Raw genomic sequence first — 224 nt, forward strand, 5'->3', positions numbered from 1 at the left:
AAGTGCAACCACGTGCCCTCTTCCATAAGCTCAACAGGCAAACCTATCCGATTAAAAAGAGGCACTGAAATTGCATTTTGGTAATTCCACGTTCTGCCGCTTCCGGCGGAAATGTCTTTCCCTTCAAGTCCTATACCTTTGGGGTTTTCAACTTCTATATAGAGTGCATACCCCTGACAAGGGCCTGTAGGTCCCAAAACTTTTCCCTTGGCTTGATTCGGAGG

General features: G+C 46.9%; 1 protein-coding gene. It reads right to left on the reverse strand.

The window, feature by feature from the left end; genetic code table 11:
* A partial coding sequence (locus tag EII41_RS14425; protein ID WP_221620751.1) for a hypothetical protein occupies nt 1–224 on the reverse strand: 224 nt, incomplete at both ends.

This window comes from Tannerella forsythia (assembly GCF_003860135.1).
Classification (GTDB): domain Bacteria; phylum Bacteroidota; class Bacteroidia; order Bacteroidales; family Tannerellaceae; genus Tannerella; species Tannerella forsythia_A.